Origin of the sequence: Secundilactobacillus paracollinoides DSM 15502 = JCM 11969, assembly GCF_001311135.1 — a bacterium.
In the GTDB taxonomy this organism is placed as follows: Bacteria; Bacillota; Bacilli; order Lactobacillales; family Lactobacillaceae; genus Secundilactobacillus; species Secundilactobacillus paracollinoides.
In genome coordinates, this window is sequence record NZ_BBAG01000013.1 from 1 (window position 1) to 23,438 (window position 23,438).

Annotated in this window: 18 protein-coding genes and 8 pseudogenes; 18 read left to right on the forward strand and 8 right to left on the reverse strand. The window is 46.7% G+C overall.

Annotated elements, in window-relative coordinates; genetic code table 11:
• The first annotated feature begins 59 nt into the window (after positions 1 to 59).
• The 4 genes and pseudogenes from JCM11969_RS06280 (at position 60) to JCM11969_RS06295 (ending at position 4,308) form a co-directional block, all read left to right on the forward strand.
• Positions 60 to 748, forward strand: a pseudogene (locus JCM11969_RS06280) (response regulator transcription factor).
• Between the two features lie 5 nt (positions 749 to 753).
• Positions 754 to 2,070 carry a sensor histidine kinase gene (locus JCM11969_RS06285; protein ID WP_054709512.1) on the forward strand — a complete coding sequence of 439 codons (1,317 nt, stop codon included), beginning with the start codon at positions 754 to 756 and terminating at the stop codon, positions 2,068 to 2,070.
• Between the two features lie 715 nt (positions 2,071 to 2,785).
• On the forward strand, positions 2,786 to 3,463 hold the full coding sequence (locus tag JCM11969_RS06290; protein ID WP_065928418.1) for a matrixin family metalloprotease: 678 nt from the start codon (positions 2,786 to 2,788) through the stop codon (positions 3,461 to 3,463).
• An 8-nt stretch (positions 3,464 to 3,471) separates the two neighbouring features.
• Positions 3,472 to 4,308, forward strand: coding sequence for a potassium channel family protein (locus tag JCM11969_RS06295; protein WP_082409214.1), 837 nt, complete (start codon positions 3,472 to 3,474; stop codon positions 4,306 to 4,308).
• Positions 4,309 to 4,481: 173 nt separating this feature from the next.
• On the opposite strand, the pseudogene JCM11969_RS06300 reads toward JCM11969_RS06295, so the two are convergent.
• The 4 genes and pseudogenes from JCM11969_RS06300 to JCM11969_RS06315 form a co-directional block, all read right to left on the reverse strand.
• Positions 4,482 to 4,885: pseudogene (locus JCM11969_RS06300) on the reverse strand (cupin domain-containing protein).
• Positions 4,886 to 4,902: 17 nt separating this feature from the next.
• On the reverse strand, positions 4,903 to 5,268 hold the full coding sequence (locus tag JCM11969_RS06305; protein WP_225353164.1) for a cyclophilin-like fold protein: 366 nt from the start codon (positions 5,266 to 5,268) through the stop codon (positions 4,903 to 4,905).
• A 221-nt stretch (positions 5,269 to 5,489) separates the two neighbouring features.
• Positions 5,490 to 5,951 carry a flavodoxin gene (locus JCM11969_RS06310; RefSeq protein WP_054709515.1) on the reverse strand — a complete coding sequence of 154 codons (462 nt, stop codon included), beginning with the start codon at positions 5,949 to 5,951 and terminating at the stop codon, positions 5,490 to 5,492.
• A 164-nt stretch (positions 5,952 to 6,115) separates the two neighbouring features.
• Positions 6,116 to 6,685, reverse strand: coding sequence for an NAD(P)H-binding protein (locus JCM11969_RS06315; protein WP_225353165.1), 570 nt, complete (start codon positions 6,683 to 6,685; stop codon positions 6,116 to 6,118).
• Between the two features lie 116 nt (positions 6,686 to 6,801).
• On the opposite strand from JCM11969_RS06315, the gene JCM11969_RS06320 reads away from it, so the two are divergent.
• The gene (locus tag JCM11969_RS06320; RefSeq protein WP_054709518.1) at positions 6,802 to 7,689 is read left to right on the forward strand and encodes a LysR family transcriptional regulator; all 888 of its coding nucleotides are present in this window, start codon (positions 6,802 to 6,804) and stop codon (positions 7,687 to 7,689) included.
• A 149-nt stretch (positions 7,690 to 7,838) separates the two neighbouring features.
• On the opposite strand, the gene JCM11969_RS06325 is transcribed toward JCM11969_RS06320, so the two are convergent.
• A complete protein-coding gene (locus tag JCM11969_RS06325; RefSeq protein WP_404814676.1) occupies positions 7,839 to 8,177 on the reverse strand; it encodes an aggregation-promoting factor C-terminal-like domain-containing protein in 339 nt (112 codons plus the stop codon).
• Positions 8,178 to 8,483: 306 nt separating this feature from the next.
• Between JCM11969_RS06325 and JCM11969_RS06330 the strand changes: the two genes are divergently transcribed.
• The 13 genes and pseudogenes from JCM11969_RS06330 (at position 8,484) to JCM11969_RS06395 (ending at position 20,913) form a co-directional block, all read left to right on the forward strand.
• On the forward strand, positions 8,484 to 8,855 hold the full coding sequence (locus JCM11969_RS06330) for a GntR family transcriptional regulator (protein ID WP_054709525.1): 372 nt from the start codon (positions 8,484 to 8,486) through the stop codon (positions 8,853 to 8,855).
• Positions 8,852 to 9,118 carry an FCD domain-containing protein gene (locus JCM11969_RS06335; protein ID WP_054709528.1) on the forward strand — a complete coding sequence of 89 codons (267 nt, stop codon included), beginning with the start codon at positions 8,852 to 8,854 and terminating at the stop codon, positions 9,116 to 9,118. Before JCM11969_RS06330 ends, JCM11969_RS06335 begins: the two co-directional genes overlap by 4 nt.
• A gap of 669 nt (positions 9,119 to 9,787) precedes the next feature.
• Entirely contained in the window at positions 9,788 to 10,960 is a 1,173-nt protein-coding gene (locus JCM11969_RS06340; RefSeq protein WP_263850021.1) for a betaine/proline/choline family ABC transporter ATP-binding protein, read from the forward strand.
• Positions 10,957 to 11,585: pseudogene (locus JCM11969_RS06345) on the forward strand (ABC transporter permease). The gene JCM11969_RS06340 and the pseudogene JCM11969_RS06345 overlap by 4 nt, the downstream one beginning before the upstream one ends.
• A 13-nt stretch (positions 11,586 to 11,598) precedes the next feature.
• Positions 11,599 to 12,530: pseudogene (locus tag JCM11969_RS06350) on the forward strand (osmoprotectant ABC transporter substrate-binding protein).
• A pseudogene (locus JCM11969_RS06355) lies at positions 12,530 to 13,179 on the forward strand (ABC transporter permease). The pseudogenes JCM11969_RS06350 and JCM11969_RS06355 overlap by 1 nt, the downstream one beginning before the upstream one ends.
• 898 nt (positions 13,180 to 14,077) lie before the next feature.
• Positions 14,078 to 15,335: pseudogene (gene ilvA, locus JCM11969_RS06360) on the forward strand (threonine ammonia-lyase IlvA).
• A gap of 752 nt (positions 15,336 to 16,087) precedes the next feature.
• Positions 16,088 to 17,370, forward strand: a pseudogene (locus JCM11969_RS06365) (O-acetylhomoserine aminocarboxypropyltransferase/cysteine synthase family protein).
• A gap of 1,360 nt (positions 17,371 to 18,730) precedes the next feature.
• Positions 18,731 to 19,008, forward strand: a pseudogene (locus JCM11969_RS06375) (autorepressor SdpR family transcription factor).
• Positions 19,001 to 19,285, forward strand: a complete 285-nt coding sequence (locus tag JCM11969_RS06380; protein ID WP_054709534.1) for a DUF1648 domain-containing protein — start codon at positions 19,001 to 19,003, stop codon at positions 19,283 to 19,285. Before JCM11969_RS06375 ends, JCM11969_RS06380 begins: the two are co-directional and overlap by 8 nt.
• The gene (locus tag JCM11969_RS06385) at positions 19,249 to 19,614 is read left to right on the forward strand and encodes an SdpI family protein (protein ID WP_156319279.1); all 366 of its coding nucleotides are present in this window, start codon (positions 19,249 to 19,251) and stop codon (positions 19,612 to 19,614) included. The genes JCM11969_RS06380 and JCM11969_RS06385 overlap by 37 nt, the downstream gene beginning before the upstream one ends.
• A gap of 241 nt (positions 19,615 to 19,855) precedes the next feature.
• Positions 19,856 to 20,191 (forward strand): hypothetical protein, encoded by a 336-nt coding sequence (locus tag JCM11969_RS06390; protein ID WP_054709539.1) that lies wholly within the window; start codon positions 19,856 to 19,858, stop codon positions 20,189 to 20,191.
• A complete protein-coding gene (locus JCM11969_RS06395) occupies positions 20,191 to 20,913 on the forward strand; it encodes a hypothetical protein (RefSeq protein ID WP_054709542.1) in 723 nt (240 codons plus the stop codon). The genes JCM11969_RS06390 and JCM11969_RS06395 overlap by 1 nt, the downstream gene beginning before the upstream one ends.
• A 123-nt stretch (positions 20,914 to 21,036) precedes the next feature.
• Here the strand turns inward: JCM11969_RS06395 and greA are convergent, their stop codons facing one another.
• Genes greA through JCM11969_RS06410 form a run of 3 tightly spaced genes read right to left on the reverse strand, consistent with a single transcriptional unit; the run spans position 21,037 to position 23,220 of the window.
• On the reverse strand, positions 21,037 to 21,504 hold the full coding sequence (gene greA, locus JCM11969_RS06400) for a transcription elongation factor GreA (protein ID WP_054709546.1): 468 nt from the start codon (positions 21,502 to 21,504) through the stop codon (positions 21,037 to 21,039).
• 21 nt (positions 21,505 to 21,525) lie between these two features.
• Complete coding sequence (locus JCM11969_RS06405) at positions 21,526 to 22,083, reverse strand: cysteine hydrolase family protein (protein WP_054709549.1); 558 nt, start codon at positions 22,081 to 22,083, stop codon at positions 21,526 to 21,528.
• An 18-nt stretch (positions 22,084 to 22,101) separates the two neighbouring features.
• Positions 22,102 to 23,220: an aminotransferase gene (locus tag JCM11969_RS06410; protein WP_054709552.1), complete on the reverse strand. Its 1,119-nt coding sequence runs from the start codon at positions 23,218 to 23,220 to the stop codon at positions 22,102 to 22,104.
• Positions 23,221 to 23,438: the final 218 nt, after the last annotated feature.

Consider the following 23,438-nt stretch of genomic DNA (forward strand, 5'->3'; position numbering starts at 1 on the left):
AACATAAAAAATCGCTAGTTTAATAACAGACAACTACGGATGTTAGGGAAGGTGCCAGGTTGAATAAAGAACTTAGAATATTAATAGTAGAAGATGACGAAGCGTTAGCCACCAGTTTGGAACGCATTTTAAACGAGATCGCGACCACCACGGTCAGCAATGACGGCCTGGAAGGCAGATGCTGGGACAAGAAGGTATCTTTGATCTTGCAGTGCTGGATCTGATGCTGCCGCAAGTGAACGGGTACGATATTTTGAAGTACTGGCGCAATGAATCAAATTTGGACATGCCAGTGCTGATTTTAACAGCGAAAGATACCTTGGACGACAAGGTCCGCGGCTTCCAGTTAGGGGCGGATGATTATCTTACCAAGCCATTTCACCGCGAAGAACTCATTATGCGGGTCAAGGCGCTGTTACGTCGCTCCGGCAGTATGGGCAACGATAACCAGCTGTCCGTCGGCGATTTTTCAGCTAACCTGAATAACCGGACCGTTGCCATCAACGGAACGAACCTGGAGTTAAACGGTAAGGAATATGACCTGCTGGTTTATTTCCTGCAAAACCCAGATACGATCATCACCAAGGACCAAATTTTTGACCGGTTATGGGGCTTTGATTCCGATACGGCACTCTCAGTCGTTGAAGTTTATATGAGTAACTTACGCAAGAAAATTAAACAATTAAACACCAATCAACCCATCCGCACGCTTAGAAACGTGGGGTATATGTTAGAAACGGAGGCGTAAACCGCATGAAGAAGCAGCAGAATCCCGAAACTAAGCAGCAAACGCGGCTCTTTTTAAATGAATTGATCACCTTTGCGATTCTCTTTGCGACCCTTGGTTTTGTGGTCTACTTCTTCTTTAACCAGTCGATCTATACCAACATCGATCAGGGATTACGCGGCCAGGAACGCCAGATTTTACGGAACACGCCAACGCCGAGACTCGAACATCGAACGACCATGACGGATACTCAAAAAGCGAAGCATTCGCCGTCAGCGTCTGGGCCGTTTCGATCAAACATCATTGTGTTTAACAGCAAGAGTAAGATCGTGAACGCAGCGATGCTTGGGGAACGTAACTATGGGCTGCTTAAGAAAACCCAGTTGATCAAAAAAGACCTCAATAAAATTGAGGACCTCTCACTGACCTCATCAGAAGTGACGAGTCATTTCCGGGTGCTGCTGATCAAGGTACCAAAAGATAACAGTAATCCACTCTATGCCGGGCGCTACGTCCTGATCATGGAAAGTATCGATGCCGATTTGATGGCCATCAATAGTTTTAGGTCAGCGCTGATGATCACCTTGATCTTCTTCTGGGTGCTCGCGATTTTGATTTCCTATCTGCTGTCGCGCTGGAGCATGCGGCCAATCATTACCGCTTGGCGGAAACAGCGTGATTTCAGTGCTAACGCCGCGCATGAACTGCGGACACCGCTGACGGTGATTCAAAATCAGTTAGAATATTTGCTGACGCAGCCAAAGTCGCGTATCGTGGACCAAGTAGATGAGGTATCCACCGCGTTAGATGAGGTCCGCCATATGCAAACCCTGACGAACCGGTTATTGACACTGGCACGTTCAGATTCCAACGTGACGCAATTCAATCCGTCGCAGGTTGATCTGCATCCCTGGTTTACGGAGGTGTTGCGGCCCTACGTTGAAATTGCCAATAGCCAGCAAAAGTCGTTTGCTGCCAACGTGACTGCGGAGGGTAAGGCCCAGCTGGATACCGATCTGATCAGACAGCTGTTAGTGATCCTCTTAGATAACGCCATCAAGTACACGCCGGAAAACGGTCGGGTGGGTGTTGACGTCACCCGAGTCAAGGATACGGTGCAGATTGCCGTGTCTGATACCGGTGCTGGCATCGCGGATGAAGACAAGCAAAAGGTCTTTGACCGCTTCTACAGAACCGATAAATCCAGAAACTCAAAAACCGGTGGCAACGGCCTCGGCCTCGCCATCGCACAATGGGTCGTCAAACAACACCATGGCAAACTCACGATTAAGGACAACCAGCCTACTGGGGCAATTTTTGTGGCCGTTTTGCCAGTGAAATAGCGGTGTGGCGTGAGGCGGTTCAGTCCGTTGCATTCTGCAATTTGGCACGGCATCGAAGTGGCTCGCGATGAAGCTAATTCGACTGTCGCTGTGCGCCATTCGAATGGATCTTCATCGTCTCGCATGTCACTAAATGGCCCAAGAACGGCCATCAAGTGACATCGACACCACGATACCGTGCCAAATTGCGCCATTCCACTCACTGTGAGCATGCTGTTAATTTCTATTAAGCATCAACAGGCAGTCAAAGCCAGTTTGTGGTTTATCCGCCCTCGACTGCTGATTGCCTATTGTCAACTAACCTATTGACCGTGGCTGTTAATGGTCAATTGACGTAGAACTGCAAAGCTATGATACGTTGTGATATGCGTTGACGTTACAGACTTTTTTAATTTCCAGCAATTATCAGCGGAGTGGAGTCGGTCGGCATTGCACGTTGTAGTGTCGGTGTTTCTTGGCGAGGGTTCTTTCCTCGCCTAGTAACACGGGAGACGTAGGAGATCCTTGAATTTCTGCAAGGACATTCACTAGCTCCCCAGAGCGACCCACTTCAACGTGCAGGGCCGACCGGCGTAGCGCAGTGAAAGTACAGCACAATATAACAATCAGCTATCTTCGGGGGAAAGACGGCCAAGCAAATAAACCGAGACCCCAGAAAGGTCCCGGTTTCTTCATTTCCATCCCTAATTATCATAGGAGCAAGGAGGCACCCAAAGTGAGAAGAAAACACTGGCTTGCATGGCTAACGGCCATCATTGTGTTACTGATTCCGTCACAACTTGATTTAAAACCAGCGCCAGTTAATCTACGCGCAATGGGTGAACAACTCATTGCCAAGTGGTTTCCTGAAACAACGACGCAAACGAAGTCACAAGAAAAAAGTGATACGTCTGATAAGACGCCAATTGAATCGATCGTTCAGGGCAAGACATTGTCGCATACCTACTACTACCACTTTGCCGCCAATATGCCCACTGACGCAAAACAGGTCTTTGAAGAGGCCGTTGCCACCTACAACGCAACGGGGGTTGTTAAGCTGATTGAAGGCGAGGGGACGGCGAAACAAAATCGCATTACCTTCTTCGTTTATAGCAAAGCAACCAGCACCGCTTCCCAGGGATTAATTGAATCTGGCCATGGTGGGCCTAAAATTATTGAACGAACCGGCTGGGGCGCCTATACTGTAAACCATGCACGTGCGGGATTGAATATGAAGTACCCGCAAATGGGCATTAAGAAATCAGTGGCCGTTCATGAATTAGGTCACGCCTTAGGGTTGGACCACAGTGGGAGCGTGACATCGGTCATGTATCCTATCGATCATGGTCGCAGCGTCCTGTCCAAAATGGACATTGCAGCCCTCAAATCAATTTATCCTGAAAGTTCAAGGTGACGATCATCATGAAGACGAGTACGACGTCAAAATGGCTTTTGTTTTATCATATTATGGTCAGTTTTTTCGTGTTTCTCTCGGCCGGCCTGGCACTGACGATTATGTTTAGTGCCTCGGTTGCTCCGTGGGTTCACCAGTTAAACACAACGGTGTGGGGCATTTTCGTCATCGACTACTTAGTTCGGCTGCTTCGGACGCCAAATCGAAAGTGGTTTCTAGTTGATAACATTCTCGACCTTGTCGGAATTATCCCCATGCACCCGGTATTTGCGCTATTCCGGTTAAGCCGGTTGATGCGCATTATCAAAGTGCACCATATTATTTGGCATTTGGGAATTTCAGGAAAGTGGAGCCGTAATTTTCACCGTTTCCTGTACGACACCGGTTTTATCTACTTGATCACGATCTCCGTTGTGATCATTTGTGTCAGCGCTTGGTTATACTCCATCGCGGAGCATCAATCGCTGTCTCAAGCCATGTGGTGGGCAGTTACGACAGCAACCACCGTTGGGTACGGGGATGATTTTCCAAAGACCGCCATGGGTAAAGTCATTGCGACTGCGCTGATGTTTGGTGGTATCGGTTTTATTGGTTTGTTAACATCGCAGATCACTGAGTTCTTTACGGACCGTGCCACTGTGACGGATAGTAATGAACCAACCATGCAGGACCTTTCCAAGCAGATCTCAACGCTGACTAAGGAAGTTCGGCGACTACAACGCAAAGTTGACCGGCAATCCGCGACAACGAAACCGAAAACGAAGTCTAAACCGAAGCCAAAGGGTAAGCCCAAACCCGTGGCTAAGGCGAAACCTAAACCAGCGAATAAGCCTAAGCCACAATAGATAATAGACTGAAGTCAACGCAATATAGACTATATTTACCATGCCTTTTCGCGTCTCCTTCTATTCGTTAATACCAACTTAATTTAAATGGCCGGCAAGAATTATTATCTTGGCGACCATTTTTTAATTCGTTTTTTCTAAACAATGAGACGTTTATCAACTAAGCGTTGACACTAATGATTAAGATTTTCGTAGTCTTCATCACTAACCGGTTCAAGCCATTCACTAGTGCCAGATGTGATAGAAATATGACTAAACCAACTATTTTCAGTCGCGCATGCCAGTGTTTAACACCTTCATGGATGACGATGTGATCTCCAGCTTGCAGTTTTTGAGCTGGCTTTTCGGTTTCCTGGTACCAGCCATTTCCCGACGTCACAAGTAAGATTTGGTAACCGTTATTATGAATGTGCCAATTTGTCCTTGCCGCAGGTGTGAAGGTAATGTTGCTAACGCCGGCTTTAATGGTGGTACTCTTTTTTACTAGAGGGTGACGATAGGTTAAACCAGTAAAGTACTGACCAAAGGCAGTATTTTTCTCTCCAATTCCGAATATATTATTTTCTACTTGTGCCATACTTTCATTTCTCCTTTTTATGCTTTAACTTGAAAGGTAATCTTTGCCGAGCTCATTTTGCAAAAGAAGGCCACATCACCATCAATATGGCCGATTGGTTGTTGTTCAAATACTTCACCATTCTGTTTATAGAGAATGACTAAACTACCCATAGGTGGCCAGTAAGCAATATCGCCAACCTGATAAGAACTATTCTTTGCATCATCAATTGGTAATCCGTCACAACCATAACGGTGGCACATTTCTCGTGAATATAAATTGTCCATGGTGATTGTAAATGGCATTTTTGAGATCAAGTCTCGCGTGGTCGCATTGTCCACAAACCGGGCCGTTAATTTGACGCCGTTGTTCACCATTATTTCTACCAAATTTTTGTCGTTCAAAAGTGATAACCTCTTCTCAATTATTATTAATGCTAGTTGGTCCATGATCGTCATTAATGACGGTTATTTTTGGCTGTAATGACTAGGACGACTTTTCACATCATATCGTGCAAGGATAATATGATGCTTGAATTTACTGCATATGCTGTGAATGGCAGTGCCAAAGGAATAATACTGAAAGCAATATTATTGGTTTCTCTACTTAATTACCGCATCCTTCTTTAGCCATTTTTCAATTTCAGGAACATTGTCTTCAACAGCATGTGTTTCAAGACGGAGACCAGGCTTAGCATCCGCGTTAGGAAGCCAATCCTTGGTATCTTTCTCAGTATTGGCAATGCAACATCACCAGAAGTGGCAAAGGGAATTACTTTCTTATCGGTAAAGTTGTAAGCTTCCCAGAAGGACCGAATGACCATTGGCTCCCGATACCACCAGATCGGATGGCCAATCAGGACAGTAGTATACTGTGCCATATTTTGAACGTGGTTAGTTAATTCAGGCCGAAAATCGGCTAATTGTTCCTGATGCGCTTGTATTGAACAAGGGTCATGCGCCTCTGGGTAATCTGTACTTGTTTTAATCTCAAATAGATCGCCACCAGTTAGTTTTTGGATTTGTTCCGCAAAGTTTTGACTGTGACCCCAGTGACTAAAATAGGCAATTAAAATTTTTGTTGCCATGCTAGTTCATCTCCAATTTTGTATTCGTCAGTAACTCGTATTCTAAAAGTGCAAGCAATTATTTTAGTTAAAAAAGGTTGCATCATGCCATTCCTCAGATCAATAAAATGCAGGCTTAGTCCATCGGGTATCTGGCTCTGCAACACCTACGCTTTCATAAGCAGCTAATTGAGGATGATGAACCACATCAGCAATAAATGTCGCCGCGGCCTGTCTTGTGAGTTGCGTATCACGAAAGGGCTGTCCAGAAGGATCAATTCATACCTTTCGTTATTTGGTTGGTCGTACAGCCAAGCCATTCGCATTAGCGTGAAATTAAGACCGCTATGTTTAATGACTTCGGCGGCGTCAATCAAGTTTCGATTATTCCCCATCATCTGACGGTTCCATTGACCAAATTTACCAGAAACCTCATTTTCGATTCCTAACCCAGTGGCGACGATTAGGCGATTCACACGAGATGCATTCATGACAGACACAACATTTTTATTTGCCTGAATGAATTGCCCAGTCGCCATAAAGATGATTTCCTGTTTTGCAATCGCGCTATGAAGATCTGTTACACTATTCCAATTTCCACTTCTCACATGGACGTTGGGTATAGATACAAAGCGTGTTAATCTTTGTTGACCGTGACGTGCGAATAATGTCAGAGAGACATCTTGATGAATCAACTTAGGAATTAAATAATGGGAAATATGACTTGTCGCACCTAAGATTAATACCCGTTTCATATTGACGCCCCCAAGGTTCATTCGATGATGCTATTATGAGATATACAATCTTGACAGGGAAGAATCTCATTGTTAGGGTTGCATTAACGGATGGTTGATACGGAGGTGAAATCAAGATGGAGACTCATAATCTAAGAACGTTTATTTCAGTCGTTGAATCTGGAAGCTTCACAAAAACTGCCGAGCAAAATTTTATCTCTAGTACTGCGGTCATGAAGCAAATTAACCGGCTTGAAAATGAACTGGAAACGCAATTATTTATCCGCTCCAGTACTGGTGTCGACCTCACGCCAAGTGGCAAAGTTTTTAGAAAATATGCTGAAGAGGTTATTAAACTAACTGATGACGTATATGCAGACTGTCATAAAGCAGACGGCACGGCTCAGACGATTCGTCTTGGTACTTCGCTACTTCATCCAAGCGCGCCATTTATGCAAACTTGGCACCGAATTAAGGCACAAGTACCCAATTATCAGCTACAAATCACACAGCTCTCAAATGACCTCACTGCTAGTAATCGTGAATATGCCATGCTTGGTCGCGACTTTGACATTATGATCGGCACTTTTGACCGAGCAACGACTAGAAGCCTTGTACAAGCAATTCCGTTGGGCACCTATCAGTTTGGAATTGCAGTGCGAAGTGATAATCCACTGGCGACTCAGGAGATAGTCTCAATTGGCGATTTACAAGATCAAACGCTTTTAATGGTTCCAAACGGTGTCAGTGAAAAAAACGACCAGTTGCTTCATGAAATACTAAGGATTAATCCTAACATTTCAATTAACTACACAACTGGTCGTTACGATATTAATGTCTTTAATAAGGCGGTTAATGATAACAGCGCCCTCATTAGCCTAACGCCTTGGGAAAATATTCATCCCAATTTAGTTTCGTCCCCCCTAAAAACGAGCATCCAAGTTGAATACGGCATTTTAGCAGCTAAGACTACCGATATGAAAGTACAAAATTTCATCAATCTTATCCGACACGCATTAGGCTGAGGTATCATGATCGGCAAAGCGTCTTTTGTTTGTGCGCTAAATGATTTTAATCACACTAATAAAAAAAGACTAACCGCCTTCACATAGGTAACGGTTAGTCTTTTTGTCGCAGTCGCGTTTAAGTACGATGCGGTTGTGGTGCATTCAGTTTAGTACCAGTGATGTGCAACCCAGTATTTCTTAGCCTTAGTCCAAGTACCGTAACGGCCCTTAACGTATGAGTTCGCAGTCTTTTCTTGGTTAACTGGTGATAAGTTACCCTTGAGGTAAGAGATCAGTAATTGGTAACGGCCGTAACAGTTTCCGTTACGAGCGGTGTAGCTGTAACTTGATTCATGGTAAGCAATCCAGTTTTTAGCAGCCATTTGTGTTTTAGATAAACTGGCGTTAACCGCTGCAATCTGCTTTTTTTGAGTTGCAGTTAACTTGGTTGAGGCCTGTGCTGTGGTTGGTTCGTTGTTGAAGTTTGAGGCGGTATCAGTAACCATACCTGCGGTGAAGCCGAATAATAACAAGAATGTAACGAGTTTTATGTGAATTTTTGACATTGTATAACTCCCTATCCGATTTGATTAACTGTGATAAGCATACACGGATAATGTTTCAGTTATATTAATAGGCGGTTACTATGCCGTTAAATGATTGAAATTTTCTTGTCATATTCATGAAAAGACCCACAGAACACCGTGTTCATTACCAGAAAATTCAAGCTTTATCCACATTAAAAAAATATTTGTCGGTTAAAATAGAGTTAGGTAAATATCGCAGATGACAAAATCAAGAAGGTGATTAAAGTGCCAACAAATCGACAAAAAGTTTATGTCAGCCTCAAGAAAGATATTATGAACGGTACACTTCAGAGTGGTGAAATGATTGCGGACCGCCCTCTGGCAGAAAAGTATAAGGTGAGCCGGACACCCGTCAGAGAAGCGATTCAACAGTTACGTGCGGAGGGGTTTCTGGAAGTAGAACCTAACATTGGGACCCGGGTCGCAACGGTTGAGGAAAATCGGGTAGCTGTCACATACGAGTTGCTCGGTCGAATCGAGCAGGCCGGTGTGGAACAATTGAGCAACGCTGTGTTAGGGTCGCTGATTGAACCATTGACTCAATTGAACGCAGAATATCAACAGGCCATTGATAATAGCCAGTGGCGCGAAGCATGATCATTGACCGCGAGTTCCATCAAGTCCTGCTGCGCCGAAGTCCAAGTAGGTATGCCAGCAAGTTTGCTGATATTTTGCGCACGCAATTACAGCCAACGGAAATTCGCTATTATCAGCAACAGTTTCCAAAGAAAATTGCCGCTGTGGCGGATCACACTGCGCTGATCGAAGCCTTAAACGCCGAAAAGATCAAAAAGGCTGGTCGGTTGGCACGACGTCACCGGATGAAACAGGCGCGGGCGTTGGATGCGTTTTTGGAATAGTGTGAGTGATATGGGATTGGAGAGGTCTGCTGAGGCGGGCCTTTTTTTATTTTTTGGATGAAAAATCTTTTGATTGAGTTGTGTGGGCTTGGCGACGTGTGTTGAATTTACATTGCCGAAACGTGTTCCAGAAGGGGACTTTCCATTGTTGGGTGATTAAAAGTAGCGCTTTAATGTCGCTTCGTTCCACCGTTCGGCCCTGCAGGCTGAGGTGGGTCGCTCCGGGGGAGCTAGTGAATGTCTTGGCAGAAATTCAAGGATCTCCTACGTCTCCCGTGGTCGTAACCGGCTAAAGGACAGCCGCTAACGACCACCGACACCACAGCCTGCAATGCCGAACGGTTCCACTACGCTACTATCTATTAGCCTTTAGCCGAAACGTGTTCCAGAAGGCAGGGGACTCCTGCGTAAGGGACTTCGACCAAAAAAGGCAGAACCGGCCTTTTTCGGTCAAAGTCCCTTACGCTCCGCCCCCTAAACGCCTTCTTCCACACTCTGATTTTTGCATTCCCTAACACCTGTACGTTACAATATAGTAAGAACACGCATGCTGTGCATGCAAGAATCGACCCTGGTTCAAGAGAGGATGGAAGTGACGACTTTGTTTTTAACAATGGAACATCTAACAAGACCTATAGCGGCGGTAAAGTCGCGGTTGAAGATTTTAATTTGGAAATTGAAAAGGGAGAGTTTGTTTGTTTTATCGGGACATCTGGTTCCGGGAAAACGACGACGATGCGGATGATCAACCGCATGTTGCAGCAAACTTCTGGCACAATTAAGATCGATGGCAAAGACATCAGTGAGCTAGACCCCGTTAAGTTGCGGCGAAAGATTGGCTACGTGATTCAAAATATCGGGCTGATGCCGCACATGACGATTAAGCAAAATATTAATATCGTGCCTAAATTACTGAAATGGCCGCAAGAAAAGATGGACGAACGGGAGAAGGAAATGATCAAGCTGGTTGAACTACCAGAAGAATTCCTGGACCGCTATCCGTATGAACTTTCCGGTGGGCAGCAGCAACGGATCGGTGTTGTCCGGGCGTTGGCAGCTGACCAGGACTTGATCTTAATGGACGAACCGTTTGGTGCCCTTGATCCCATTACACGTGAAGCCCTGCAGAATCTGGTGAAAGACCTTCATGAACGGTTAGGGAAAACGATTATCTTTGTGACCCATGACATGGACGAAGCCCTGAACCTTGCAACGAAGATCGTTGTTATGGATAGCGGCCAGATCATGCAGGTGGCCACCCCTGATGAAATATTACGGCATCCTGCCAATGAGTTTGTCGAGAATTTGCTTGGCCATGATCGTTTGATTCAGGCCAAACCAAGTATTACCACCGTTGGCCAAGTTATGCTGACCAACGTGGCATCGATCACACCTGACCGGTTACTGAAGGAAGCCTTGAAGATCATGCATGATCGCCGGGTCGATTCCCTGCTGGTCACCGATAGTGGCGGCACGTTGAAGGGTTATATGGATATTGAAGATATCGACTATAACTTTAAAACGGCAACCAGTGTCGGCGATGTCATGCATACCGATGTCTTCTACGTCTCGTCAGAATCACTGATTCGAGACACTGTTGAGCGGATCCTGAAACGAGGCTTCAAAAACGTCCCCGTTGTGGATAAGGACCACCATCTGGTCGGAATCGTGACCCGGGCAGCACTGGTGGATATCGTTTATGACGCCCTATGGGGTGACGATGACAAATCCAGCACATCTGACAGTGAAACGACCTCACAGAGTGCCACGGCTAAAAAACTGGCCAACGATGAACAGACGGGAGCCGTTGACGATAACGGGCAAGGTGGTGACGCCAAATGATGCACTTTCTTTCAGTGTATGGGATGCAGCTGCTGTTTAAGACCTGGCAGCATATCTACATCTCCGCCATTTCGCTTGGTCTTGGGATCCTCGTTGCGGTGCCAATTGGCGTACTGCTGACCAGAACGAAACGCATCGCAAACATCGTCATTTCGATTGCCAGTATGCTCCAAACAATTCCAGCTTTGGCGTTGTTGGCGTTTATGATTCCCATTTTTGGATCGGGGCACTGCCGGCTATCGTGGCGTTGTTCATCTATTCGCTGTTGCCAATTTTAAGAAACACCTACCTCGGCATGGACGGTGTCAGCCCAACTTTGCGGGATGCCGCAAAGGGGATGGGGATGACCCCCTGGCAATCGATCGTCAAGGTCGAAGTGCCGCTTGCTGCCCCAGTCATCATGTCTGGCATCCGGCTCTCAGCCACCTATGTGATCGCCTGGGCTGCGTTGGCGTCCTACATTGGTGCTGGCGGCCTTGGGGATTTCATTTTCAATGGGTTGAACCTGTACCGGACCGACCTCATTCTTGGCGGGTCCATCCCAGTTATCCTACTGGCGCTCATCATCGACTGGCTGTTAGGCAAACTTGAAGTCGCCGTCACACCAAAAACGGCACACGCATAAGGAGGCGCTGATCATGAAACGAGTTAAACGTTGGCTGATCGTGCTGCTTGTGTCCGTGCTTGGTGCGACCACACTGAGCGGCTGTGGGTTTCCCGGCCTTTCTAGTTCATCTAAGGACACAGTCAGAATCGCGTCGCAAAACACCACTGAACAGCAGATCATGGCCTACATGCTGCAGGATATGATCGAGCATTATTCAAACCTGCACACCACGATCATTAACAACCTGGGATCAGGGACCGTTAGCTTTAACGCCCTGAAAAACAACCAGGCGGATATTTCAGCAATTCGGTATGTCGGGACCGACCTCACGACCATTATGGCAAAAAGGCCGACCGGAACGCTGCCCGTGCCACACGAACTGTGGTCAAGGGGTTCAATAAGGATTATCACATGACCTATTTCCCAACATACGGGTTCGCGGACACCTATCAATTTATGGTGACCCAAAAAACGGCCAGAAAATACCATCTGAACGACGTGAGCGATATGAAAAAAATTGCGCCTAAGATGTCTGTTGGGATCGATCAGATCTGGCTTAACCGAAAAGGTGACGGCTATGACGGCTTCCAGAAGACGTACGGGTACAGCTTCGGCGCCGTTCACCCGATGCAGATCGGGCTGGTATACGACGCTGTTGCGGCCGGAAAGATGGATGCCGTTTTAGGGTATTCAACGGACGGTCGAATTAACAGTTATCATTTGAAACTTCTGACCGATAACAAACACTTCTTCCCGCCATACACGGCGAGTGCGGTGGCCACCAACGCCATTTTAAAGAAGCATCCAAAATTAAAGCCGATCATTGCTAAACTAAATGTCAAAATTAGTCTAAAGACCATGCAGGAACTGAACTATCAAGTCGATAATAACTTGAAGGAACCGGAAGTCGTGGCCAAACAATTCTTGGAAGAACACCATTACTTCGAAGGGGGGAACAACTAATGCAAAACATGAATCTCTGGCAACAGCTGATCTACTACTATCAGCATAACGGCTCATACGTGTTAGCCCAGTTCTCCCGTCATTTTTTGATTTCAATTTACGGCGTGCTGCTGGCCGCAATCGTCGGAATTCCCATCGGGATCTTCATCGCGCACCATGGCCGGCTGAGCGGCCTCGTCATCAGTATTGCGAACGTCATTCAAACGATTCCATCACTGGCGATGTTGTCGATCATCATGATCGGCCTAGGCCTTGGCGTCAACACCGTGATCGTTACGGTGTTCCTGTATGCGTTGCTGCCGATTATCAAAAACACGGATACCGGGATGCGCAGCGTTGACAACAGCGTGCTTGATTCCGGGAAGGGCATGGGCATGACGCGGATGCAGTTACTGCGGATGGTTGAACTGCCGCTGTCGCTGTCCGTCATCATGCCGGCCTGCGAAACGCTTTAGTGCTTGCCATCGGGATCACCGCTATCGGGACCTTCGTTGGTGCTGGTGGCCTCGGGGACATTATTATTCGTGGAACCAACGCCACCAACGGGAGTGCCATTATCCTCGCCGGCGCCTTGCCAACTGCTTTAATGGCGATCATCGTCGATCTGGTTTTGGCTTGGGTGGAGAAGAAGGCGGATCCTACAACGTAATATTGTGGTTGTTGTTCGTTGCATTCCGTCCTTTGGCACTCCGTTGAAGTGGCTCGCGATGAAGCTAATTCGATTTCTGCTGCGCAGCTCTCGAATGGATCTTCATCGTCTCGCATATCAGTAACCGACCAAAGAACGGTCGCTAACTGATATCGACACCACAACTCCGTGCCAAAGGACTCCATTCCACTGACATGATGCTTCCTTGTTAGTTACGTTAAGTATCGCAACACAGTCAAAGCTGGTTCGAGGAGAATTCGCCCTCGACTGCGAGCATGCCATAATCAGCGAAGCTATCTGTTTTGGTATAAAAAATAAAATCTTAAAAGTCTGTCGGCTGACATTGTAATTGATGTTACCTGACAGGCTTTTTTGTTTGCCACAAGTTTTTGTGCATTGGCCCAGTTCAGCATTACAATTTTGAGTGCACACAAAAATCCGCACGCTCTGCTGTTTTCAGCAGAAAAAACATTTTGATGCTCAATAATTTGTATCAAATTTAATGGCATTTCTTATTTTATTGGGGATTTCAGTATTGCTTGAAACCGTGTTAAATAAGGATTGACAAGCATTCTTAGTGTGTTAAAGTAATGGAAATTACAGGGCGAAGTGCTTCTGCTTTGTAGTTTAGAAATGGCGGTTGCTTGTCGAAACTGGAGGGACGCTTATTGCAATTACTAGGGTCATTGCGACCAGTCGAATGGGGCAAAACATTCGGAGACTGTCATTTTAATCTCAACATAACGATTACTAGAGTCATAATTAATCAACCATCGCAGTACGGATCGGGCAATCCTTGTCTGGCGAGTGATGGGATTACATAGCTTAAATTTCATGACTGTCAGAGATGCTCGAAACCGTTTTGGCGATGACCAATACGATAAGAGGATGTGATTAGATGACAACAAATACTGCAGTTTTAACTGACGACGCCGTGTTGCATGCATACGAGGTGTTGAAACCTATCGTTACGCATACGCCGTTGCAATTCAGTGCGTACCTGTCTCAAAAATATGGGTGTCACGTTTATTTAAAACGTGAGGACCTCCAAGCCGTGCGGTCATTTAAGATTCGTGGCGCGTACTACGCCATTTCGCAAGTACCGGAGGATGTTCGCAAACACGGCGTTGTCTGCGCCAGTGCCGGTAACCATGCCCAGGGTGTTGCGTGGACTAGTGCGAAAATGGGGATTCCGGCCACGATTTTTATGCCAGTGACCACCCCACGCCAAAAGGTGGATCAAGTGAAATTCTTTGGCGGCGATAACGTGACCATTGAGCTGACGGGTGACACATTCGATGAAGCTAATTCAGCGGCGTTAGCTTCTGTGACGAACACGACCAAACGTTCATTGCGCCGTTTGATGATTTAAACACTATGGCTGGGCAGGGAAGCTTGGCGGTAGAAGTGTTCAATGACGCTGCTGAAAGCGGGACAGCAATTGACTTTCTTTTCGCTGCGATTGGCGGTGGCGGCTTGATGAGCGGTATCAGTACTCACGCTAAGGCGGTGAGTCCCAAAACGACTGTTGTCGGTGTGGAGCCGGCTGGAGCGGCGTCGATGGCAAAGGCGTTTGCGGTCGGTCATCCGCAAGCACTGAAAACCGTGGACAAATTTGTCGACGGTGCAGCTGTTCAAATGGTCGGTCAACTCACCTATGCAACGTGTCAGGACAACGTGGATCGTTTGATTGAAGTGCCGGAAGGACTGGTCAGCACAACGATTCTTGATGTTTATACCAAGATGGCGTTGGTCGCGGAACCCGCTGGTGCGTTAAGCATCGCAGCGTTAAGGAACGTCTGGTAGGGAAGACCGTCGTGTGTGTTATCTCAGGTGGGAATAATGATATTAACCGAATGCAGGAAATTGAGGAAAAATCGCTGATCTACCAAGGGCTACAGCACTACTTCGTGGTTAACTTTGCGCAACGGGCCGGGGCACTGCGAGAATTTGTGAACGTAGTCTTGAACACGGATGACGATATTACAAAATTTGAGTACACAAAGAAGGTCAATAGTGCTGAAGGACCAGTACTTGTTGGCGTCCGGCCTGGGCAGGCACGGAATCTCAATCAGTTACTGAAGCGACTTGCCGAATTTGACCCAAACTATATCAACCTTCAGGAAAATCAGATGCTGTATCGGATGCTGGTATAGAAAGGCGGCTGCCATAATTTAGTCTGGACTGACGTCATGCCAAAAATATGAAGTTGTTGGATTAAAGATAAATAGAGCTGTTGGTTAACGTTGTGATATCAATGTTGCCAGACAGCTTTTTTGATTTTAAGGCTAGTGTCAGCGTAGTGGGGCTGGTCGGCATTTCCGGAGCGACACTTTTACATTGCGGAAACGTGTTCCGCAGGCCAAGTCCCTACTGTGTAAGACAACTTTGCCAGAAATTAAAGACTGGAATTTCCGACAAAGTCGCCTTACACTCCGGGAGTTACCCGGCCTGCGCCACACTCTAACTACAGCCTGCATGGCCGACCAGCGGAACGAAGCGAAATTTAATCACAATAAAAATCATAAAAGCGCTTGACAGAACCGCCATCAACGACTATATTAAATAGCAATTAGATTATGAAATTCGGATGGGAATAGTAACCGACAACGGTGTTATGAAGCGACCTGTATTTGGTGAAAGGCAGGGAACACACGCGTTGGTGAATGAACCCAAATTGAAGACCTGCTGTTCACGCAACGGGTTCGCAAGGATGCGTTACGATCCCAGACATCAGTAGGTGTCGTTGAGGCAGTTTGTGCAAATGAGCTGCGAACAAGGGTGGTAACACGAAGCGTTCGTCCCTGTATTGGCTATAGGCCGGTATGGGGGACGAACGCTTTTTTCGTTTTTCCCAATCTAATGCTCATTATTGTGAATAAGGATATTAAAAAAGGAGCGTTTATCTATGACAGACACAAGCAAGTTACATTTTGAAACAAAGCAGGTTCACGCAGGACAGGTTGTTGACGAGACGGGTGCCCGCGCCGTGCCGATTTACCAAACAACGTCGTACGTCTTCAAGGACGCCGCACAAGCAGCTGGTCGTTTTGGCTTGACTGAACCAGGCAACATTTATACCCGGTTGACCAACCCAACCACTGATGTATTGGAAAAACGTGTGGCCGAACTTGAAAACGGGACTGCTGGGGTTGCCCTCGCAACCGGTGCCGCTGCCATCACTGCCGCAATTGAAAACATTGCCAATGTGGGTGACAACATTGTGTCTTCCAGCACGCTATACGGCGGGACTTACGACCTATTTAGCGTGACGCTTCCAAAGTTAGGGATTACGACAACGTTCGTTGATCCTGATGACCCGCAAAACTTCGCGGACGCCATCGACGACAAGACCAAGGCACTCTACATCGAAACGATTGGGAATCCTGGCATCAACTTGATCGATATCGAAGCCGTCGCAAAGATTGCCCATGATAACGGCATTATCCTTATTGCGGATAACACATTTGGCAGTCCCTACTTGATTCAGCCACTGGACTTCGGTGTTGATGTGGTCGTTCACTCAGCAACTAAGTTTATCGGCGGCCACGGGACTTCAATGGGTGGCGTCATCGTTGAAAATGGGAAGTTTGACTATGCGAAGAGCGGCAAGTATCCAGACTTCACCGCACCAGATGACACCTACAACGGTATCGTTTGGAACGACGTTAACCCAGCGGCCTTTACCACCAAGGTTCGGGCACAAAGCTACGTGATACCGGTGCTGCCATCAGCCCATTCAACTCATTCTTACTGATTCAAGGGCTAGAATCCTTATCACTGCGGGTTGAACGGCACGTGTCAAACGCCCAAAAGATCGCCAAATTCTTGAACGATCATCCAAAGGTCGCTTGGGTCAACTATCCTGGTTTGCCAGGCAACAAGTATAATGAGTTAGCCAAGAAGTACTTCCCAAAGGGGACCGGTTCGATCTTCACCATCGGCTTAAAGGGTGGCGAAAAAGCAGGCAAGGACTTAATTGAAAAACTCAACTTGTTCTCACTGTTAGCAAACGTCGGCGATGCAAAATCACTGATCATTCACCCAGTATCAACAACGCACGCCCAGTTGAACGAAGCACAATTGAAAGAGACCGGGATTACGCCTGATTTGATTCGGTTGTCGATTGGGATTGAAAACGTGGACGATTTGATTGCTGATTTGAGCCAAGCATTAGATTCAATTGATTAGAGTGTGTAGCAAGGCGTTGCAATGTTGCGGGTAGTCCGTTGCATTCCGCAATTTGGCACTCCGCTGTGGTGGCTCGCGATGAAGCTAACTCGATTCCGCTGCGCGGCTCTCGAGTGGATCTTCATCGTCTCGCATGTCACTAAATGGCCAAAGGACGGCCATTTAGTGACATCGACACCACTGCTCCGTGCCAAATTGCTGCATTCCACTAAGGTTGAGCTTACTTTTATCACTAGTTAAGCATTGCAATGGCGTTAAAACTGGTTTGCGGAGAATTCGGCCTCAACTGCTAGTCAGTCCATTGACAGCAAAGCTTCTCACAATGTGTTAGTCACTGGTAACGGTGGAACGAAGCGACATAACAACGCTATTTGAATCACTAAATAATGACTACACAGTTGTAAAATAAAAAAGTAACACCGCGTTATTTCGACAAAATGGTTCCCAAATTCCCTGTCACCCCAACTCGACAGAGGATGCAGAAACTGAAACAACAAGTATTAGGACAAGCACCACCAACAAGTTAACGGCACGCGCCATACTACCGTCATTAAACACACACAACCACCATCAACTAACGAAGTGCAAATTTCTCAAGGACAAAACTTCTCATAAAACGATGTTAACGTGGCATGGCGTAAAAAAGACATTCGATCTTTTGGTCGGATGTCTTTTTAATATGAAATTTGGAGTTATTTTACCCAATCCAGGCGTATGGATAATTATAAACAGCTTTGCGACTATTGTAGGTGGAATACTTGCCCTTAATGGAATACTTGATACCTACTTTGTTTTTTGAATACCAATGAAGGTAAGCTATCTGATGTTTCTTTGTAATTGAATCATTGTATAGTATTTTATACGTATAGCCGCCCAAATAATGGTTATACCGCACATGGTTGTAGTATGTGTCAGTATATGTTCCACCTGCTGCAAACCCATTCCTTGTTCCCTGAAAAAGATAGGCACATTCGTAAACTTTATTCCCAGTTTTCTGGTAGCTTGCATGACGTTTCCATTTACCTACAAAAGACTTGGGCATTCCTTTATGCCATTCAGAGGCATGTACTGTTGATGGTAAAGACACACTTGTTACCGCTAATCCTAGGCTGATTGCGATAATTGCTATATTTGATTTGCATTTCTTCACTCCTTTAATAATTACAGTATAACAATTAATTTATATTACATAAAGCTTTCTCGAACGATTTTAAAACACGGTTATAATTACTTAGCTAATAAGAATAATGGGTTGACAGTTAGTCTGGGATGTAGTTTGGAGACATTTCTATTTAGAAAAACATCTAAATAGTGTATACTCTATTTAGATAGAATTCAAAATAGAAAGCTGGTGGTCGTGATGGCCATGAGTCAAACATTAAAGGCAATTGCCGACCGGTGCGCAGACAGATTCTCGAATTACTGCGAGAAAAATCTTACGCTGCGGGGGACATCGCTAGTAAGTTTGACCTTTCGCAGGCAACCGTTTCATATCACTTGAAGCTCCTAAAGAAGGCCGACTTGATCCGGGAGCGTAAGGAGAAAAATTACATCTACTATGAGTTGAACGCGACGGTCTTTGAGGAAGTACTGACTTGGATCTACAGTCTTGGAATAGGGGGCAACAACGATGACTAAAACGCAGAAAATCATTGGCTGGACAAGTGCGGTAATCCTTTTACCCATTCTTTACGGCATTTATTACTATCACCAACTGCCAACCACGATGGCGATTCACTTTAATTTCCAAAATCAAGCGGATGGTTGGGCAGGTCGGAACTTGGTCGTGTTTGGCATTCCCTTAATGATGCTGGTGCTGCAGTGGTTTGCGGTCATTTTGACGCGACTTAACGCGACACATAAGGGACGTCCCCACGGTTGGAACGCATTCTCTATGGCATTGTGCCAACATTGAATCTGATTCTCTATGTTATTACGATTCAGTTCAACCTGGGCAACGCAGTAGACATCCGGCGAATCGTGATGCTGGTGATCGGGCTTGTGTTCATCGCTGTTGGAAACTACCTGCCAACGGCGCCGGTGAATAGTAAAATTGGGTTCCATGCCCGAGCAAAACTAGAGGAACAGGATTGGTTACGGGTTACTCGGCGACTGGCTTATATTTTAGTGGTTGGCGGACTGCTTTGCATCGGCAGCGTTTTTCTGGCCCCACTTGCTTCGTTGATTGCGATTGGTTTCGTGATTATTGGGGTGATCGTCGTCAGACTTGTATCTTTGCGGTGAGCTTAGTAGACTTAAGTTACAAACGTAACGAAAAGAGGTCTTTTCATGAGTATTCCAGGACGGTCACAATTACCCAATACACTCCGGCATATGCGCTGGCGCGACTAACCGAGATGATTGTTAATTTAGATGAGAACAACGATGACTACTATCAAGCGACAGTCGAGTGTTGGGCATTGATAAGAAACTAAAAAATAAGCCCAACGCAGAGGCCTAACTGACGACCACCTTCATTGACGATGTGACGGAGTACGTTCATTACAACGGGTATGACGGCGAGCAGATCGACCATCTCTACCACACGTTTAAAGACTTAGTTGATGCGCCGATAAACGATACAGATGGTCAAGACCAAATTAACGCGTTACTTTCACTGTACATTGAAAACCGCCAAATTATTCGGCGGACAACTAAGGACTATGGCAAACAATTTATTGCTGTCATGAATGGCGCAATTGAAAAGACCACCACGATTTTGATGCAGTTGCAAGCGACCGGCCTAAGTGAGGCAGAGACGCAAGCCTTACTCGATCTTGTTTTAGGCTGGTATAGTGATTCCCGATTTTGCAGGTCCTGATGCCACTGGTGACGATTCAAAACATGGTACCCATTCTGGATCAGTTAAATCAGTATGCGCACGAGGTTGATTCCAGGGATTACGGCTACGTTTCAAAGCATAACCTAGCCTTCAAACGACATCTGTGGCACCATTTGAATACCCCGAAGGCCATTATTCATGAATTGGACGCTCATTTGGACAATAAAGATATTCGGCGTGACCGGGTGATGGTTGCGCTTGATGGCAATGACTATGCAACGGCTGAGAAATTAAGTCTTGAATCCAATTTTCTGCCCGAGTTAACGCAGATCTATGAGCGGACACATCAGGATGATAAATTGATCGATGTTTTAAAACAACGGGTGTTGAAGGGCAATCTCAAACTCACGAAACAACTCAAGGAATTGAGCGAGCACCATCATCGTTGGGCAAGTGACCGCGATGACCTGAGTAACCAAATCTCAGAGACAACGGATGTCATGACGGCTGCCAAACTGCTGAGCAATTTAAAAAACACCGCAGCGTTGCGCGATCTCCTACATGAGAATCGTGATACCACGATGACCACCTATTTATTTCAGAATTACACGGATGAAGTATACGCGGCATTCCCAGAGCAGCTCAAAGCAGACTACCATGAAATTTTGCTGACCATGGCTGAAACGAGTGGCAATCGGAAAGATTATGATGCGATTGGTTGGATGCTCTTTAGATACCAAGAATTTGGCGATGTTGCATAAACAAACCAGTGGATCGATGAGTTAAATCACAAGTATCCACGGCGTAAGGCAATGATTGAGATCCTAAATTCTCGTAAAAATAACTAACAAAAATGCGCTACCCAGCAGCGGGTAACGCGTTTTTTACAATGTCACATCTAAAATTTTCACCTGATAAGCCCCGTTCGGCGCGTCAATCGAAACAACGTCACCAACGGTATGGTCGAGAATGGCTTTGCCAATGGGTGAGATCAGTGAAATCTTATTAGCGCCAACATCCGCTTCGGGCGTGCCAACGAGCTCAAACGTGTCCTCCGACTGGTCGTCCATGAACTGTAAAACGACCTGCTTGCCAATTTCAATTACCGCGTCGTCCTTGGGCTTGACCACCTGCGCGTACCGGAGCTGTTTGCCGAGGTAGCGCAACCGGCTTTCCAGATGACGCAGATCACGTTTGGCGGCACTGTATTCGGCGTTTTCGGAGAGGTCACCCAGTGCACGGGCGGCCTGAAGTTGTTCGATTTTCTCCGGTCGCGACTGTTTTAAAGCTTCTATCTCGGCCGCAATCTGGTCGTAGCCAGCTTGCGTAACCTTGTTAAAATACGATTGCATAGACATCCTTCTTTGGTGAGGTTAATCGGTCACGGTAGCGCCAAGTACACCCTTAAAATGATCAAGTGCCCATTCCTGACCTGCTGGCGTCAGAGCGGCCACGGCGTTTTGATGCACCACAATGTTGTAGCCGAGGTTATAGGCATCGACCGCGGTGTGCAGCACACAAATATCGGTGCAGACACCCGTGAGATGCAGGGTATCGACGTGGCGTTCGCGCATGCGCATGTCCAGGTCGGTACCTGCAAATGCGCTGTACCGTGTCTTATCATACATATAAACTTTTTCATCATTTTGGTGATCATTATACCACTGCGCAACATCGCCGTAGAACTCCCGGCCCCACGTGCCGCGCACATTGTGCGGTGGAAACAATTTCGTTTCCGGGTGGTACGGATCATTTGGCGTGTGGACGTCCGTGGGTAAGATCACCCAAGAATCGTCATTTTCAAAACGGTCGGCGAGGGCGACGATGTTCGGGTCGAGCACCTGGCCTGCTTTGCCGCAGGTCAGTGCCCCGGCGTCGGCCACAAAATCATTTGTATAGTCAATAATGAGTAACGCTTCGTTTGCTGCCATTTGGGTACCTCCAATGGTTTAATCGAACTGTCGTAGGAATGCCGAAAGCTTACTTAACCCCGTGCGTAACGTTGTTTCATCAGTACAATACCCCAACCGGGCATGGCCTGGTAAGTCGAAACGATCGCCAGGGACTAATAGCACACCTGTCTCCTTCAAAAGCCGCAAACAGAAGGATTCAGTACCCTCTGGGATGTCGAATTTGACGCAAGACGTTGACACAGCTTTCGGAAATACAAGACTGACCCGTGGCTCATTTGCGACCCACTCCTTCAAAATGGCAAGGTTAGTCATCACGAGTTTTCGGTTACGTGCCAGCACCTGGTCACGATGCTGCAGAATGTACACGGCCAGCATATCGTTGAACACGCCGCCACAGATCATGGTGTAGTCGCGATACTTGCGGAAAATGTCGCTGACCGCGTCATTGGCAACCGTCCAGCCGATTCGAACACCAGGAAAGGAGTAGCTCTTGGACAACGAATTTGTGGCGATTCCCTTATCATAGAGGTCGACAATCGACGTAAACGCGGAAGGGTCATCGAGTGGCAGGTAGACCTCGTCGACGAGCACGTAGGCACCAACGGATTTAGCGACGTCAACGACCTGCTGGAGAAACGCCTTATCCAGCAATGTCCCAGTTGGGTTGTTGGCATTGTTGAGGCAGATCATTTTCGTGTTCGGCCGGATGAGCTGCTTAAGCTCGTTGATATCGGGATACCAATCGGCGTCTTCATGAATGTGCCAGAGGTCGACTTCAGCACCTAGTGACCGCGGAATATCGTAGAGTTGCTGGTAGGACGGGTACTCGCTGATGACGTGGTCGCCCGGTTCAATGAGGGAATACAGGGCGAGGTGGTTAGCACCGGTCGCACCGTTTGTCTGCAGGACCTGGGAGTCGTGAACGTTGTCGTAGAGACCCGCGACGAGTTGTTTAAATTCCGGTGAGCCTTCGATCCAGCCGTAGTTCATTTTGGCTTGGCCTAACTGGTCAAAGAACTGTTCACGGTCGTCACCAGTCGCGGCAAGCAACTCATCAATTGTCATCGAAGCAATCGTACTTTGCGAAATATCATACGTCGCCGACTTTTCCCATTCGTTCAACCAAGATTCAACACCAAATTCAGCTATTTTCATCAGGAAACTCCCTTTCTGAGGACGGTTTGTTAGCATTATTGTACCATGGAATGTGGGTTTAACCTGTGCGTGTTTGGGGTTCTTAGTGCGTTGCACTCCGCAATTTGGCACTCCGTGTAGTGGCTCGCGACTGAGCTAACTCGATTTCCACTGCGTGGCTCTCGAGTGGATCTCAGTCGTCTCGCACATCAGTAACCGACCAAGGAACGGTCGCTAAC

What these genes read in the sequence shown, in the direction of transcription:
- JCM11969_RS06380 (WP_054709534.1), top strand. Translation starts at nt 19,001, where the DNA reads ATGACTAAAACGCAGAAAATCATTGGCTGGACAAGTGCGGTAATCCTT.
- JCM11969_RS06325 (WP_404814676.1), bottom strand. Translation starts at nt 8,177, where the DNA reads ATGGTTACTGATACCGCCTCAAACTTCAACAACGAACCAACCACAGCA.
- JCM11969_RS06285 (WP_054709512.1), top strand. Translation starts at nt 754, where the DNA reads ATGAAGAAGCAGCAGAATCCCGAAACTAAGCAGCAAACGCGGCTCTTT.
- JCM11969_RS06320 (WP_054709518.1), top strand. Translation starts at nt 6,802, where the DNA reads ATGGAGACTCATAATCTAAGAACGTTTATTTCAGTCGTTGAATCTGGA.
- JCM11969_RS06295 (WP_082409214.1), top strand. Translation starts at nt 3,472, where the DNA reads ATGAAGACGAGTACGACGTCAAAATGGCTTTTGTTTTATCATATTATG.
- JCM11969_RS06315 (WP_225353165.1), bottom strand. Translation starts at nt 6,685, where the DNA reads ATGAAACGGGTATTAATCTTAGGTGCGACAAGTCATATTTCCCATTAT.
- greA (WP_054709546.1), bottom strand. Translation starts at nt 21,504, where the DNA reads ATGCAATCGTATTTTAACAAGGTTACGCAAGCTGGCTACGACCAGATT.
- JCM11969_RS06405 (WP_054709549.1), bottom strand. Translation starts at nt 22,083, where the DNA reads ATGGCAGCAAACGAAGCGTTACTCATTATTGACTATACAAATGATTTT.
- JCM11969_RS06335 (WP_054709528.1), top strand. Translation starts at nt 8,852, where the DNA reads ATGATCATTGACCGCGAGTTCCATCAAGTCCTGCTGCGCCGAAGTCCA.
- JCM11969_RS06410 (WP_054709552.1), bottom strand. Translation starts at nt 23,220, where the DNA reads ATGAAAATAGCTGAATTTGGTGTTGAATCTTGGTTGAACGAATGGGAA.
- JCM11969_RS06395 (WP_054709542.1), top strand. Translation starts at nt 20,191, where the DNA reads ATGCCACTGGTGACGATTCAAAACATGGTACCCATTCTGGATCAGTTA.
- JCM11969_RS06310 (WP_054709515.1), bottom strand. Translation starts at nt 5,951, where the DNA reads ATGGCAACAAAAATTTTAATTGCCTATTTTAGTCACTGGGGTCACAGT.